The organism is Chryseobacterium sp. TQ-BC-N36 (assembly GCF_058382295.1).
Map to the genome: position 1 here is coordinate 5,042,214 of NZ_CM178175.1, position 12,984 is coordinate 5,055,197.

The following is a 12,984-nucleotide window of genomic DNA, read 5'->3' on the forward strand; positions in this document are numbered from 1 at the left end:
TTTTAATTTTTCTTTTTTGGATAATCTGCGAGGCATACTACTTAGTAATCCCTTCCAGTTTAAACATGAAAGCATATACCAAAGCCAAATCCTTCAGATAATCAAACCTTCCGGAAGCGCCACCATGGCCATATTCCATATCTGTTTTTAATAACAGTACATTTTTGTCCGTTTTCATATCTCTTAGCTTGGCAACCCATTTCGCTGGTTCAAAATACTGTACCTGAGAATCGTGTAATCCTGTTGTTACCAAAAGATTCGGATAGCTTTTCTTCTCTATATTTTCATACGGAGAATAAGATTTCATATAGAAATAAGCTTCTTTATTATTCGGGTTCCCCCATTCGTCATATTCATTGGTCGTTAGTGGAATACTTGTATCAAGCATGGTGTTCACTACATCTACGAACGGAACCTGAGAGATCACTCCATTCCATAAGTTAGGACTCATATTGATGACCGCTCCCATTAACAGTCCTCCTGCGCTTCCTCCCTGAGCATACAGATGCTTGGGTGAGGTATATTTTTCTTTAACCAGATATTCTCCGGCATCGATGAAATCTGTAAATGTGTTTTTCTTTTTCATCATTTTACCGTCTTCATACCACTGTCTTCCCATTTCCTGACCGCCACGGATGTGAGCGATAGCCATTGCAAAACCTCTGTCCAAGAGACTTAGCCTGTTACTGTTAAAAGTGGCATCTGTAGAACTGCCGTAAGATCCATAAGCATATAATAATAAGGGATGGTTACCGTCTTTCTTAAATCCTTTTTTATAAACTATTGAAACCGGGATCTGAGTTCCGTCTTTGGCCGTAGCAAAAAGTCTTTCTGTGATATAATTTTCTTTGTTATATCCTCCTAAAACTTCCTGCTGCTTCAGCAGAATTCTTTTTCCGGTTTTTAAATCCTGTTCATATTGAGAATTTGGGGTGATCATGGAAGTATATCCAAAACGGAAATTATCCGTATTGTATTCCGGGTTTCCTGATGAATAAACCGTGTAAACAGGTTCATCAAATTTCAGAAATTCTTTTTTACCCGTTTTTCTGTCGTAAACAACCAATTGTGAAAGCCCGTTTTGCCTTTCGCCGAAAACCAGAAAATTTTTAAATACACTTACACTTTCCATCAGAACATCATTTCTGTGAGGAATAAAATCTTTCCAGTTTTCAACTCCTGTTTTATCTATAGGAGTTTCTACAATTTTGAAATTCAGGGCGTCCTTGTTGGTTTTGATCAGGAATTTATCTTCCAATGGAGTAACGGTATATAAGACGTTCTTCATTCTTGGCTGGAAAACCCTGAATGTTCCATTTGGATTGTCCGCATCCAGGTATCTTGTTTCGGAGGAAGTTGTTGCCCCTGAGTAAATCAGGAGAAATTTTTCATTCTTGGATTTGTATACGGAAATGTAATTTGTTTTATCTTTTTCCTCATACACTGTAGCATCCTTACCGGGATCCGTTCCAAGAATATGTTTTTTTATTTTTTCAGATAAAAGGGTTACAGGATTATTCTCTGTATAAAAAATGGTTTTGTTGTCGTTGGCCCATTCTGCTGACCCACCTGTATTTTTTATACCAAGGTCTGTAATATTTCCGGTGGTAAGATCCTTCAGAAATAATGAATACTGCCTTCTGGAAATATTGTCTACACCAAATATCATCTTGGTATTATCAGGGCTGATACTGAAGCCTGAAGCTGCATAATAAGGATGGCCTTCCGCCATTTTATCAACATCCAGAAGAAACTCTTCCGGAGCAGTAAGACTGCCTTTTTTTCTGCAGTATTTAAAATACTGTTTTCCAGTTTCCGTACGGCTGTAATAATAATACCCCTTTTTAAAAACCGGTACAGATTCGTCTTTTTCCTTTATCCTCGCTTTCATTTCCTGGAAAAGCTTTTCTCTGAAGGGTTCCGTATCCTTCATCATGCCTTCCCAATAGGTATTTTCTGCCTTTAGATAATTAACGACTTTCGTGGAGTCTTTTCCTTTTTTAAAATAATCGATCATCCAGTAATAAGGATCATTGACCTTATCGCCATGGATTTCTCTGATATGTTCCTGCTTTTCTGCAACAGGAGCTTTCATGTCCGGAAATTTCTGAGATTGAAATGTTGATGCACTCATTAATAACAGTCCTAGGTAAATTCTTTTCATGGTTTTTATTTTTTGATGGGTTATAATCCCCAAAGATTTTTCAGCAGAACGTAGAACGTATGTTCTTCTTCAGTTACTTTGTTATCTGCTTTGATCAGAGATTTTGCAAACTGAACAAATTTCACACGTTCGTCTTCCGTAGAATCTTCATGGAAACATCTTGCATGGAATTCAAAATGATCTTTCCATTCTTCCGGCTGTAAAAGAGCCAGCGTTTCCAATTCGTTGTCAAGATTCATTCTGAAAGGAAATTCATCTGCCAGATATTGCTGCACCAGCATTCCTTCCTCAGGAGCAAACTCTCCGTCTACAGAAGAAAGGATCATTAATAAGTGGTAACCGGCAATTGATTTATTTGATTTTTGCATGTGCTTTTATGTTTAAGTTTAGTGTTTAAATTTGATAATTGATTGATAATTGATCCAAGATTAGCTCTCTTCAAAAAGATCATTTATAATTCATCATTCATCATTTATAATTAGTTAACGTAGTCTTTGGCAGGCTGTTTGTCTACAATTTTTCCGTTTTCAAGGATCAGTACAAATGGGTTGCTTCTTGCTATCGTTTTGATGGCAGTTCCATCCATCAGGACATTTTTGATGGTCTTGAAAGTATTGGGCTCAGTGGAAACTCCATAGATAAGAGCTCCTTTCTGTGCCTTTACTTTTGCCTCTACTTTCTGCAGCAGATCAGCAGAAACCTCTTTTGGATGATAAGAGAACACCAGAACAGCTTTTGGTGCATTAACGATCTCATTCGTAACCTCCATTCCGGTAGGATCTTCAATTTTGAATTTCACAATTTCAGACTTATAACCTTCTTTCACCAGTACTGATTCATTTTTTCCATCTTCAATTTTCCAGGGAGAACCTTCTGCCCAGTATTCTGTTTTTTTGATATAATCATCCTGGTTTACTTTTACAACCTGTCCTGTTTTCTGGTTTTTCAGAGAGTAAAATGTCTTATATTCAGAAGGGTTTTTCTCAATTTTTGCTTTTTCTCCTTTAATGTCTGTCCCGATTTTATAATCCCGGAAGTCAATGATCGGTTCATGCATAATTCCCTGCGCCATTACATAAATCATACCCAGTGAAAAAACGGCTAAAAGAATGTATTTAAATGTATTGGAGGATTCTTTCTGAGTAATTCCATAAGCATCTTTTTTGCGGAATTCTTTTCTGTACAGAATGAATAAGATAATCAGTCCCACAAGAAGCACAACATCTTTAAGGAAGCTTTGCCAAGGAGTGAATTTAATGGCATCCCCAAAGCATCCACAGTCTGTTACGACATTAAAATAGGCAGAATAAAATGTAAGAAATCCAAAGAAAATGCAAAGGGCAATTAATACGGATAAGGTAAATTTAAGCTTTAATTTAAGCAGCAGCATAAATCCCAGGAAAAGTTCCAGTATCACCACTATAACGGAAAACAGCAGAGCAAACTTTTCTAAAAACGGCATATTGAAAACAGCAGGAGAAAAATATTCTTCCATTTTGAAAGAAAAACCTACAAGATCCACGGCTTTCACAAAGCCTGAAAGGATAAAGATAACAGCAATAATAAAGCGTAATAAACCTTTAAGCATATTAAATAATTTTGGGTTCGAATTGATTTTCTTTTTCTGAGAACTTGATCAGGCAGAAAACCGCATAATTCAGCATATCAAAATAGTTGGCATCAAGTCCTTCTGACACAATTGTTTTTCCCTGGTTGTCCTCAATCTGTTTGGTTCTTAAGACTTTCTGATAAATAAGATCCGTGATGGAAGAGATCCTCATATCTCTCCATGCCTCACCGTAATCATGATTTTTTCTTTCCATCAAAGCCTTAGCTTCATTGGCATATTTATCATACAGACCTAAAATTTCTTCTTTATTTTCATTAAAATCATTGGAAAACCCTTTTTCCAGCTGAATAAGTCCAATGATAGAGTAGTTGACAATTGCGATAAACTCATCTTCCTCACTCTCGTCCACCATTTTTTTATCAGTCATCTGCAGCGTACGGATTCTATTGACTTTAATATAAATCTGATCTGTAATGGAACTGGGTCTCAACACCCTCCATGCTGCTCCGTAATCCTGTAATTTTTTACTGAAAAGATCACGGCAAAGACTGATAACTTTCCCGAATTGTACTGATGTTTTTAGCATAAATTTTCTTAATCTTCCAAATATACGAATTCGGTTTCAGATTTTTGAATTTGAAGAGCTGAGTTTGTGAGTAAGAAAGTTTGAGTTTGTGAGCGTTTGAATTTTTTAGAGTTTCGGGATTCGAATTGTTGGGTTTAGAATTTTAGAGTAAGAGGGTTTTAGGGGTAGAGAATGGGAGTGTTTGAAAATATAAGAGTCTAATTTATAACTCATAATTCATAATTTCCAGACTCTTTTTCATCTTAAAAACTCATAAATCACTAATTTTGCAGTACAAAAATCATTTATCAATCATCATCCAACTCATGCTTTCCAATTCTCCAACACTCCAGCCCTCCAACGCTCCCATCCACTCAATCAACTGCAATGGCCGTTTAGTACAATTGGATACACCAAAGATCATGGGAATTCTCAATCTGACACCGGATTCTTTCTCTGATGGCGGTAAATTCAATAATGAAAAGTCAGCGTTGAAGCATGCCGGAAAACTGTTACAGGACGGGGCTGAAATACTGGATGTCGGACCACAGTCTACACGCCCCAATGCGGAATTTTTAAGTGCTGAAGAAGAAATAAACAGGATTGGAAATATCATTTCTCTGATTAAAAAAGAATTCCCGCAAGCATTGATTTCGCTGGATACTTTTTATGCAGAAACGGTGAAGTTCGGCTTTAATGAAGGAATTGATCTGATCAATGATATTTCCGGAGGTCAGTACGATGCTGAAATGTTTGAAACAGCAGCTCATACAAAGCTTCCCTATATCCTGATGCATGTAAACCCTTCCTACAAAACCATGCATGATAAAACCGGATTTGAAGATATTACGCTGGAAGTTAACCGGTATTTTTCCCGAAAAGCAAAAGAACTTTTAGAAAAAGGAGTAAATGATATCATTCTTGATCCCGGTTTTGGCTTCGGAAAAACAGTAGAAGACCAGATGAAAATGATTCACGAGGTTGATTATCTCGGATTTGAAAGGTTTCCTTTATTGATAGGTATTTCCAGAAAGTCATTTATTTATAAACCTCTTGGTAAATTACCTTTGGATATTAATGAAGAAACACAGAAACTTCATATGAAAGTGCTGGAACAGGGAGCAAAGATTTTAAGAGTTCATGATGTGGCTGAAACTAAGGAAACACTGACCCAATTTTTACGAAAAAAATAAAAAGTGTAAAAAAAGCTTGTGAGTAATTAAAAAGTTTATACATTTGCAGTATGAATTTTAAGAATCAGAAAAATATTATTGTCATTTCTATTATTGCTGTTGTCATTAACAACAGTACGGAAACGGCATTTTAAATAGATTTTAATTTAAATTATATATAGGCCGTTTCATATTTGAAACGGCTTTTTTGTTTTAATTTTTATAAAGTACAAAATATGTATCAGTTATTATCAGTAATTATTATCGTCATTATTATTCCCTTGCGTCTGTGAGAAGGAAGATGTATGACTGTACATATATTAAGCCCTCTCACAACGTGAGAGGGCTTTTTTTATTCCATTTGTTAATTTTTTTTAAATCTCTATAACATGTATTACAACGATGACACGACCATCTATTTTGACGGAAAATTTATGAAAGCGAAAGAGGGCGGAACAGATCTTTACGGGCAATCCCTTCACTATGGCTATTCGGTTTTTGAAGGAATTAAATCTTACAATACAGATCATGGAACCAGAATTTTCAAAGCAAAAGAACATTATGAAAGGCTGAAAAGATCAGCAGAACTGATGTACATTCCCTTCGATTATTCTGTAGATCAGCTTACAGATCTTACCTATGAGCTTCTGGAACGTAATGGCTTTACTGATGCCTATATCCGCCCTTTGGTCACGTGCTCCCCCAATATGTCACTTTCAAAAGGACAGAAATCTTATCTGTCACTTCTTGCCTGGGAATGGAATAACGGATATCTGGCAGATAAAATGAAAATTATGACCTCTCCTTTTCAGCGTCCGAATCCTAAAGCTTTCAAGGTTGAAGCAAAAGTAGGAGGACATTATGTAAACTCAATATTGGCCTGTCAGGATGCCAAAGATAAGGGGTATGATGAGGCGCTGGTTTTGGATGAAAACGGAAACGTTGCCGAAAGTTCAGGAGCTAATGTTTTCTATGAAAAAGATGGAGTTTTGTATACGCCGGCTAAAGGAAGCATCCTTCCGGGAATCACAAGACAAACTGTTATGGAGATTTGTAATGAGCTTGATATTCCTGTAAAAGAAACATTCTTTAAACCAGAGGAAATGCGTGGTGCCGATGCCGGTTTTTTCTGTGGTACAGCAGCAGAAATCGTTGCTCTTGACTCACTTGATGACGTTCCTTTTACCAAAGATTGGAAAGATACAGCTAGCGGGAAGGTACAGGAGGCATATTTGAAATTGGTAAGAGTTCTGTCATTGTAAATTTTTGTAATTTAAATATTTGATTATTAGTTAAATAAGTCTGTTTTTCAAACAATTGAATATTGTAGTTTTAGTGAAAATGAAAATGAAAAGAATATTACAAAATGTAGTTTTGGATAAAAATTTAGTAAAAAACTTCATCTTAAATAGATAAAAAGAACAGGAAAAGTAGCAGAAATATGTTAAATAAATATTCAAAAACATTCACGCAGAACAGTGAACAGCCCGCCGCCAGAGCTATGTTGTACGGGATAGGATTTACAGAAGAAGATATGCACAAGGCACAGGTTGGAATTGCCAGTATGGGTTATGACGGGAATACCTGTAATATGCATTTGAATGATCTGGCTCAGGTTGTAAAAAAAGGAACATGGGAACATGGATTAGCCGGATTGATTTTTAACACCATTGGAGTAAGTGACGGAATGAGCAACGGAACAGATGGAATGCGCTATTCTCTGGTAAGCCGTGATGTGATTGCAGACAGTATCGAGGCGATCTGTGGCGCACAGTATTACGACGGGCTGATCGCATTGCCGGGCTGTGATAAAAATATGCCGGGAACTGTTATTGCCATGGGAAGACTGGACAGACCATCCATTATGGTATATGGAGGAACTATTGCACCCGGCTGTTACAAAGGTGAAGCATTAAATATAGTTTCTGCTTTTGAAGCTTTAGGAAAAAAGATTGCAGGAGAAATCACTGAGGAAGATTTTGACGGTGTGGTGAAGAACTCCTGTCCCGGAGCCGGGGCATGTGGCGGAATGTATACTGCCAATACCATGGCCTCTGCGATAGAAGCACTGGGAATGAGTCTTCCGTATTCCTCTTCCAACCCTGCTTTAAGTAAAGAAAAAAAAGAAGAATGCCTTGAAGCAGGAAAATACCTGAAAGTATTATTGGAAAAAGATATTAAGCCTTCTGATATCATGACCCGCAAAGCATTTGAAAACGCCCTTCGTCTTATTGTTATTCTGGGGGGAAGCACGAATGCCGTTCTGCATTTTATAGCAATGGCGAAAAGTGTCGGGGTATCTCTTACCCAGGATGATTTCCAGAAGATGAGTGATCAGACCCCGGTATTGGCAGACCTCAAGCCGAGTGGAAAATACCTGATGCAGGATCTCCATGAGCACGGAGGAACTCCTGCAGTGATGAAATATTTGCTGGAGCAGGGTCTCCTACATGGGGACTGTCTTACTGTTACCGGAAAAACCGTCGCCGAGAATCTTCAGGATGTTCCGGGATTGAATTTCAATACACAGAAAATTATAAAACCACTTTCAGAACCTGTAAAAGCTACCGGGCATCTGAGAATATTATATGGTAATCTTGCCGAAAAAGGAAGCGTTGCTAAAATTACAGGAAAGGAAGGAGAACGTTTCGTAGGAAAAGCCCGGGTATTTGATGGTGAAAAAAATCTGATCAGAGGAATCCAGGATGGAACGGTACAGCATGGTGACGTTATTGTCATCCGCCATGAAGGTCCGAAAGGAGCTCCCGGAATGCCGGAAATGCTGAAACCTACAAGTGCACTGATTGGCGCAGGCCTCGGAAGCAGCGTAGCTCTGATTACAGATGGAAGGTTTAGTGGAGGGACTCATGGTTTTGTAGTAGGACATATCACACCGGAAGCCCATGAAGGAGGTCTGATAGCCTTTGTAAATGATGATGACCTGATTGAGATAGATGCGGTAAACAACACTATACAGCTCAAAGTTTCAGAAGAAGAAATAGAAAGAAGAAAAAAAGGATGGCAAAAGCCTCCTCTTAAAGTACAGAAAGGATTGCTTTATAAATATGCATTAACAGTATCATCAGCCGCAGAAGGTTGTGTAACGGACGAAATCACTCAATAAAAGTATATGGAAAACCCGAACTTATCAACAGCAACACAACTTACCGGAAGCCGGATTATTCTTGAGGCATTTCTTCATGAAGGGGTAAAAACTATTTTCGGATATCCTGGAGGGGCTATTATTCCTATTTATGATGCACTTTATGATTATCAGGAAGCGTTGAAACACATCTTGGTACGTCATGAACAGGCTGCGGTACATGCAGCACAGGGACTGGCAAGAGTATCGGGAAAGGTCGGTGTTGTACTGGCCACCAGCGGTCCCGGAGCTACCAATCTTGTTACAGGATTAGCCGATGCCCTGCTGGATAACACTCCTCTGGTTTGTATTACAGGGCAGGTTTTTGACCATCTTCTGGGAACCGACGCCTTTCAGGAAATCGATGTGATGAACATCACAAGCCCGGTCACCAAATGGAATTATCAGGTGACCGATGCCAATGAGCTTCCTGAAGTATTGGCAAAAGCATTTTATATTGCAAAGTCGGGGCGTCCTGGACCAGTACTGATAGATGTTACCAAAAATGCCCAGCTGCAGTCTGTTGATTATACAGGATATTTCCCATGCCATTCGTTGAGAAGCTATAAGCCGGATCCGGATCCCAGTATTGAAAATATTGAAAAAGCAGCAATGCTCATCAATAATGCAGCCAGGCCATTTATTATCGCCGGACAGGGGATTATGCTTGGAAAAGCTGAAAAAGAATTTTTAGAATTTGCTGAGAAATCAGGGATTCCTGTGGCATGGACGGTTTTAGGAATGAGTGCTATTCCTACCGATCATCATCAGGCTGTTGGGATGGTAGGAATGCATGGAAATTATGGACCGAATATACTAACCAATGAATGTGATGTTTTGATTGCTGTCGGAATGCGTTTTGACGACCGTGTGACTGGAAGATTAGATCAGTACGCAAAACAGGCAAAAATCATTCATCTGGATATTGATAAAGCAGAAATCAATAAAAATGTAAAAGCTGATGTTCCGGTTCTGGGAAACTGCAAGCATACACTTCCTCTTCTTACAGAAAGGATTACCCACAGAGAACATCTTGACTGGCATGAAAAATTTAAAAAATGCTATGAAGTTGAACATCTCAATCTGATCAGCAGGGAGCTTTATCCTGAACAGGGAGAGATTACCATGGGGGAGGTGATCAGATACCTTAATGAGATGACAGAAGGAGAGGCAGTAATTGTAACAGATGTAGGGCAGCATCAGATGGCAACATGCCGTTACTCTCATTTCAGACATTCCCGAACCAATGTCACCAGCGGAGGGCTGGGAACGATGGGGTTCTGTCTTCCCGCCGCGATAGGAGCATCCTACGCAGAGACTGGCAGACCTGTTATTGCAGTAATGGGTGATGGTGGTGCACAGATGAATATTCAGGAGCTTGGAACTATTATGCAATATCACCCGGAGGTGAAAATCTTAATTCTAAATAACTGTTACCTGGGAATGGTGAGACAGTGGCAGGAATTGTTTCACGAAGAAAGGTATTCTTCAGTAGATATTCAGAGCCCTGATTTTGTTCAGGTAGCAAAAGGATATAATATCCCGGGAAATAGAGTCTCCGAAAGAGAAGATCTGAAATGGGCACTCCGCGAGATGCTGGATCACAACGGAGCTTTTCTTCTTGAGGTCATGACGGGAAAAGAACATAATGTATTTCCAATGATCCCGCAGGGGAAAAGTGTTTCAGAAATCGTATTAAATAATAACGCTTAAAAAATATAAAAATGAAAACAGATCATAAAGAATATACCATTACTGCGTATACAGAAGACTATTTAGGATTGATCAACAGAATTAATGCTATTTTTTCAAGAAGGAGAATTGCTATGGTGACTTTCAATGTAGGGCCTTCCGAAATAGAAAAAGTGAAAAAGTTTGTCATTGTGATCCGAGAAACAGAAGATTCTGTACAGAAGATCAGCAGACAGATGGAGAAACAAATAGACGTTCTGGAGGTACATTATCACAGAAACCCATATCTGACGGCGGTAGAATATGCCAGCTAAATACAACAATTAATCATTATAATCAATAACAAAAAATATATAAAATGGCAAAATTGAATTTTGGAGGAGTAGAGGAGAATGTAGTGACAAGAGAAGAGTTCCCGTTAGAAAAAGCTCAGGAAGTATTAAAGGATGAAGTTGTAGCAGTGATAGGATATGGAGTACAGGGACCCGGCCAGGCTTTGAATCAGAAAGATAACGGAATTAAGGTTATTGTAGGGCAGAGGAAAAACTCCAAATCATGGGATAAAGCAGTAGCAGACGGATTTGTTCCGGGTGAAACCTTATTTGAAATTGAAGAGGCATTAGAAAAAGGAACGATTATCTGCTATCTTCTGAGTGATGCAGCTCAGATTGAGTACTGGCCTAAAGTAAAACAGCATCTTACCCCTGGGAAAGCGTTATATTTTTCTCATGGTTTCGGAATTACATTCAGCGAGCGTACAGGAATTGTTCCTCCAGCCGATGTAGATGTATTTCTGGTTGCACCAAAAGGTTCAGGGACATCATTAAGAAGAATGTTTCTTCAGAACAGAGGTTTGAACAGCAGTTTTGCCGTATATCAGGATGCTACAGGAAAAGCCAGAGAAAGAGTCACAGCATTAGGTATTGCAATAGGAAGTGGATATCTGTTTGAAACCGACTTTAAAAAAGAAGTATACAGTGATCTTGCAGGAGAACGTGGTACATTGATGGGAGCTGTACAGGGAATTTTTGCTGCTCAGTATGATGTGCTAAGAAAAAATGGACACAGTCCTTCTGAAGCGTTTAATGAAACTGTTGAAGAACTTACTCAGTCATTAATGCCATTGGTGGCAGAAAACGGAATGGACTGGATGTATGCCAATTGCAGTACAACCGCTCAGAGAGGTGCTTTAGATTGGTGGAAACGTTTCAGAGATGCTACTTCGCCATTATTTGAGGAACTCTATGACAACGTTGCCAAAGGAAATGAAGCACAGCGTTCAATTGACAGCAACAGCAAGCCGGATTATCGTGAGAAATTGGAAGCAGAACTTACTGAGCTGAGAGAAAGCGAAATGTGGAAAGCTGGTAAGACCGTACGAAGTCTGAGACCCGAAAACAATTAATAAGGAAACGGATGATGAAAGAGGAAACAGACTCCTCCGTTTTAGAGCATGTTTATAAAGCGGAGGAACGATTAAAAAATGTAGTGGTAAAAACACCTTTGGCCGTCAATAATAACCTGTCTGCCATCTATGATGCTAATATCAGCTTTAAAAGAGAAGATCTGCAAAGGGTTAGATCCTATAAAATCAGAGGAGCATACAATAAAATGGCAACCATGTCACAGGAAGAACTATCCAAAGGAGTGGTTTGTGCCAGTGCCGGAAATCATGCGCAGGGGGTTGCTTTTGCATGCCATACAATGAAGGTGAAGGGAACAATTTTCATGCCCTTGCCAACGCCCGGACAAAAACTTGAACAGGTAAAAATGTTCGGTGGAGAATATATAGATGTTATTCTTTTCGGAGATACTTTTGATGCAGCAAAAGACGCTGCGATGAGGTTTTGCAAAGATCATAACAGTGTGTTTATTCATCCTTTTGATGATCCGGCTATTATTGAAGGACAGGCAACAACGGCACTCGAGATTCTGGAACAGGCAGAAGGTATTGTTGATTATCTTTTTGTCCCAATTGGCGGAGGCGGTCTGGCAGCAGGCATCTGCACTGTCTTTCAGCATCTGTCTCCGCAAACAAAAATCATAGGTGTAGAACCCTCCGCAGCAGCAAGCATGAAAAAAGCACTGGAAAAAGGGGCACCTGTTCTTCTTGAAAAGATCAGCCGTTTTGTGGATGGGGCAGCTGTACAGCAGGTAGGGAATCTCACTTTTGAACGCTGTAAAAACAGACTGTATGATATGGCTTTAGTAGATGAGGGGCTTGTCTGTGAAACCATACTGTCATTATACAATAAAGATGCTATTGTGGTAGAGCCGGCCGGAGCACTTTCAGTAGCAGCATTGGACAAGTATAAAGAAGAGATACAGGGTAAAAATGTAGTGTGTATTATCAGCGGAAGCAACAATGATATCACCCGTATGGAAGAAATCAAGGAAAAAGCACTGCTGTATGCGGGATTAAAACATTATTTCCTGGTCAGATTTCCGCAGCGTCCCGGAGCATTGAAAACTTTTGTAATGGATGTACTGGGACCGGATGATGATATTACCTATTTTGAGTATACCCAAAAAAATTCAAAAGAAAAAGGAATTGCAGTGGTGGGAATTGCTCTGAAACAGAACAAAGATTTTCCCCCTTTGATGAGTAAGATGAAGGAATATGATTTTTTTGTCAACTATCTTAACAATGATCCTTCGCTGATGAATTTGCTTATTTAA

General features: G+C 39.0%; 11 protein-coding genes. 7 read left to right on the forward strand and 4 right to left on the reverse strand.

Annotation, left to right across the window (positions count from 1 at the left end):
• Nucleotides 1-37 precede the first annotated feature (37 nt).
• From AC3FI7_RS22880 to AC3FI7_RS22895, 4 genes are all read right to left on the reverse strand, one after another.
• Nucleotides 38-2,164, reverse strand: coding sequence for a S9 family peptidase (locus AC3FI7_RS22880; protein WP_491460993.1), 2,127 nt, complete (start codon nt 2,162-2,164; stop codon nt 38-40).
• 20 nt (nt 2,165-2,184) lie between these two features.
• A complete protein-coding gene (locus AC3FI7_RS22885; protein ID WP_123870468.1) occupies nt 2,185-2,532 on the reverse strand; it encodes a TerB family tellurite resistance protein in 348 nt (115 codons plus the stop codon).
• A 110-nt stretch (nt 2,533-2,642) separates the two neighbouring features.
• The gene (locus AC3FI7_RS22890) at nt 2,643-3,752 is read right to left on the reverse strand and encodes a BT_3928 family protein (protein ID WP_142725909.1); all 1,110 of its coding nucleotides are present in this window, start codon (nt 3,750-3,752) and stop codon (nt 2,643-2,645) included.
• Between the two features lies 1 nt (nt 3,753).
• On the reverse strand, nt 3,754-4,320 hold the full coding sequence (locus AC3FI7_RS22895; protein ID WP_142725908.1) for a DUF1599 domain-containing protein: 567 nt from the start codon (nt 4,318-4,320) through the stop codon (nt 3,754-3,756).
• Nucleotides 4,321-4,625: 305 nt separating this feature from the next.
• Between AC3FI7_RS22895 and folP the strand changes: the two genes are divergently transcribed.
• From folP to ilvA, 7 genes are all read left to right on the forward strand, one after another.
• Complete coding sequence (folP, locus tag AC3FI7_RS22900) at nt 4,626-5,492, forward strand: dihydropteroate synthase (protein ID WP_491462111.1); 867 nt, start codon at nt 4,626-4,628, stop codon at nt 5,490-5,492.
• Between the two features lie 368 nt (nt 5,493-5,860).
• The gene (gene ilvE, locus AC3FI7_RS22905; RefSeq protein WP_142725907.1) at nt 5,861-6,733 is read left to right on the forward strand and encodes a branched-chain-amino-acid transaminase; all 873 of its coding nucleotides are present in this window, start codon (nt 5,861-5,863) and stop codon (nt 6,731-6,733) included.
• Between the two features lie 179 nt (nt 6,734-6,912).
• The gene (gene ilvD / locus AC3FI7_RS22910) at nt 6,913-8,595 is read left to right on the forward strand and encodes a dihydroxy-acid dehydratase (RefSeq protein ID WP_343660895.1); all 1,683 of its coding nucleotides are present in this window, start codon (nt 6,913-6,915) and stop codon (nt 8,593-8,595) included.
• Nucleotides 8,596-8,601: 6 nt separating this feature from the next.
• Nucleotides 8,602-10,326, forward strand: a complete 1,725-nt coding sequence (gene ilvB, locus AC3FI7_RS22915; protein WP_142725905.1) for a biosynthetic-type acetolactate synthase large subunit — start codon at nt 8,602-8,604, stop codon at nt 10,324-10,326.
• Nucleotides 10,327-10,337: 11 nt separating this feature from the next.
• Nucleotides 10,338-10,619, forward strand: coding sequence for an ACT domain-containing protein (locus tag AC3FI7_RS22920; RefSeq protein WP_142725904.1), 282 nt, complete (start codon nt 10,338-10,340; stop codon nt 10,617-10,619).
• A gap of 44 nt (nt 10,620-10,663) precedes the next feature.
• Nucleotides 10,664-11,710 (forward strand): ketol-acid reductoisomerase, encoded by a 1,047-nt coding sequence (gene ilvC / locus AC3FI7_RS22925; protein WP_142725903.1) that lies wholly within the window; start codon nt 10,664-10,666, stop codon nt 11,708-11,710.
• Nucleotides 11,711-11,721: 11 nt separating this feature from the next.
• A complete protein-coding gene (gene ilvA, locus AC3FI7_RS22930; protein ID WP_491460994.1) occupies nt 11,722-12,984 on the forward strand; it encodes a threonine ammonia-lyase IlvA in 1,263 nt (420 codons plus the stop codon).

Excerpts from the sequence above, each read along its gene's own strand:
- AC3FI7_RS22880 (WP_491460993.1), bottom strand. The coding sequence starts at position 2,164 with ATGAAAAGAATTTACCTAGGACTGTTATTAATGAGTGCATCAACATTT.
- AC3FI7_RS22885 (WP_123870468.1), bottom strand. The coding sequence starts at position 2,532 with ATGCAAAAATCAAATAAATCAATTGCCGGTTACCACTTATTAATGATC.
- AC3FI7_RS22890 (WP_142725909.1), bottom strand. The coding sequence starts at position 3,752 with ATGCTTAAAGGTTTATTACGCTTTATTATTGCTGTTATCTTTATCCTT.
- AC3FI7_RS22895 (WP_142725908.1), bottom strand. The coding sequence starts at position 4,320 with ATGCTAAAAACATCAGTACAATTCGGGAAAGTTATCAGTCTTTGCCGT.
- folP (WP_491462111.1), top strand. The coding sequence starts at position 4,626 with ATGCTTTCCAATTCTCCAACACTCCAGCCCTCCAACGCTCCCATCCAC.
- ilvE (WP_142725907.1), top strand. The coding sequence starts at position 5,861 with ATGTATTACAACGATGACACGACCATCTATTTTGACGGAAAATTTATG.
- ilvD (WP_343660895.1), top strand. The coding sequence starts at position 6,913 with ATGTTAAATAAATATTCAAAAACATTCACGCAGAACAGTGAACAGCCC.
- ilvB (WP_142725905.1), top strand. The coding sequence starts at position 8,602 with ATGGAAAACCCGAACTTATCAACAGCAACACAACTTACCGGAAGCCGG.
- AC3FI7_RS22920 (WP_142725904.1), top strand. The coding sequence starts at position 10,338 with ATGAAAACAGATCATAAAGAATATACCATTACTGCGTATACAGAAGAC.
- ilvC (WP_142725903.1), top strand. The coding sequence starts at position 10,664 with ATGGCAAAATTGAATTTTGGAGGAGTAGAGGAGAATGTAGTGACAAGA.
- ilvA (WP_491460994.1), top strand. The coding sequence starts at position 11,722 with ATGATGAAAGAGGAAACAGACTCCTCCGTTTTAGAGCATGTTTATAAA.